This is a genomic window from Bradyrhizobium sp. Crot121 (assembly GCF_059512385.1).
In genome coordinates this window covers 1-1,994 of the sequence record NZ_JCAMOR010000208.1, presented here as the reverse complement: position 1 = coordinate 1,994, position 1,994 = coordinate 1, and the positions used below count along the sequence as shown (strand labels likewise).

Annotated in this window: 2 protein-coding genes; both read right to left on the bottom strand. The window is 59.4% G+C overall.

The genetic code is table 11. From position 1 onward, the window contains the following. Positions 1–104: 104 nt before the first annotated feature. A complete protein-coding gene (locus tag AC5ZGW_RS46000; RefSeq protein WP_165435655.1) occupies positions 105–950 on the bottom strand; it encodes a carotenoid biosynthesis protein in 846 nt (281 codons plus the stop codon). 256 nt (positions 951–1,206) lie between these two features. Beyond that, a complete protein-coding gene (istB, locus tag AC5ZGW_RS45995) occupies positions 1,207–1,968 on the bottom strand; it encodes an IS21-like element helper ATPase IstB (RefSeq protein WP_028169394.1) in 762 nt (253 codons plus the stop codon). Positions 1,969–1,994: the final 26 nt, after the last annotated feature.

Genomic DNA, 1,994 nt, shown 5'->3' with positions numbered 1-1,994 from the left:
AAAGGTGGACTTCTCTTGCTTCGGGTATCATCCATATCTTGAAGCACGACTCACGATCCAAGAAAAGTGGGTACTAGTCCGTGTTGCGACGACATGCCCCGCTTTCAATCGCCAGATATTGATGCGATTGGCTCGCCTTTGCAATTCGCCTGGCGCAAGAGGCGCAGCCCTGCGAGCAATGCGGTGAAGACCATCGTCAGCAGCAGGATCGCGACCGTGGATTCACGGATATCGTGGACCTGCCAGCCATAGCCTCTGTCGTCGACGGCTTCGCCTCTCTCTCCCATGATCCAGGGCACGATGTGCGTAACGCCGGCGCCGACATAGAAAAGGATGCCGATCACCGCCAGCCTGTGACTAATCCTCAAGTGCTGCCGTCGGCCGTCGCAGCGCAGGTGGAGGGCGAAGGCCTGGCAGATCAGCCAGGAGGTGAGAAGCCAGCCGAGATAGTTGGAGAGTGGAACACCGAACATTCCACCGCCGCCGTGCCATATCCAAGCCTTGGCTATCGTCGCGTTAGGGGCATCCGTCACAAGATTCCACTGGGTCATCACGAAAGCGGCTACGATGGGCAGGGCGACCAAATTGAAAGGTCGATCGAGCTGACGATCGGCGTGATCCAAAAGAACCGACGCGACCACCCATGAAAAATAGCCCACAACGAACCATACCGGTCCCACGATGATCGGGATGAGGCCGATCTGCGGCAAGTCCGCGCCGACCACGAAATGAAAGGTCCCAAATGGAAACGCTGTGGCAGCGCTCAGGTTTTCCATCGCAAACGCAATTGCGTTACAAGTAACGAACAGAACCAAGGCGCTCCGCGCACCATAGGCGAAGGTGGCGTGGATCAGGGCGCAGGCAATGAAAAGTGCCGCAAGCGCTTGAGCAACCGGGGTTGGATTCCAGGAAAACCAAATTGCGGCCGCAAGAATGCCGGCGATGGCCAACCAAAGCGCGGCCTCCTGCGGCACGCGGAGTCGGCCTCGGCCGGCATTGTCTGGGGTCATTGCATGCAATCCTTCAGTTGAGCAACCGGCAGCAAGGCTTACTTAACGTAGTTGCACCGGGTAGGCAGCGCAAGTACGAGCAGCGGCGCGGGGAGAGGTGCATATTTCACTGATAGTGAGCAGCGATTTCGCGCGATCATGAGCGCCGAATTCAGACGATCGTGAGCGGCCCGCTCCGGCCAAGGCGTTGATAGAGTCAGCGTTCTGGCTGCTCGTCAAGGGTGATGGTTTTGGCGTTGCGTTTTCGCATGCTTTCGCCGGCCAGCTGGAGGCGGTGAGCGTTATGGACGAGGCGATCCAGAATGGCGTCGGCGAGCGTGGGATCTCCGATAACTTCGTGCCATGAGTCCACGGGAAGTTGGCTGGTTACGATGGTCGATGCGCGGCCATGGCGGTCCTCGAGGATTTCCAGTAGATCGCGCCGCTCGGCGACGGTGAGCACCGACAATCCCCAATCGTCCAAAATCAGAAGCTGGACGCGGCCAAGGGTTTTGAGCAAGCGGGCATAACGTCCATCTCCCCGCGCGAGCGCCAACGCTTCGAACAATCTTGGGACGCGATGGTAGAGAACCGAGCGATTGTCGCGGCAGGCCTTGTGACCGAGAGCACAGGCTAACCAGCTTTTGCCCAATCCGGTCGCCCCGGTTAGAAGAAAATTCTCGTGGCGATCGATCCAGTCGCCGCTGACGAGCTTGGCGAAGACGGCCCGGTCGATACCCCGCGGCGTGCGCAAATCGACGTCCTCCACGCAGGCATTCTGGCGAAGCGCGGCCAGCTTGAGGCACGTGGTGAGCCGCCTGGTGTCACGTTCTGCGGCTTCCCGGTCGACCAGCAGGCCGATGCGATCTTCGAACGGCAAGGCTTCGAGATCAGGTGATCGTCGCTGCTCCTCAAAGGCCTTGGCCAAGCCGCTCAAGCCGAGCTCGATCAGGCGTTCGTGGGTGGGATGGTTGAGCATACAGGTCTCCTTGGCTTCAGTGGAAA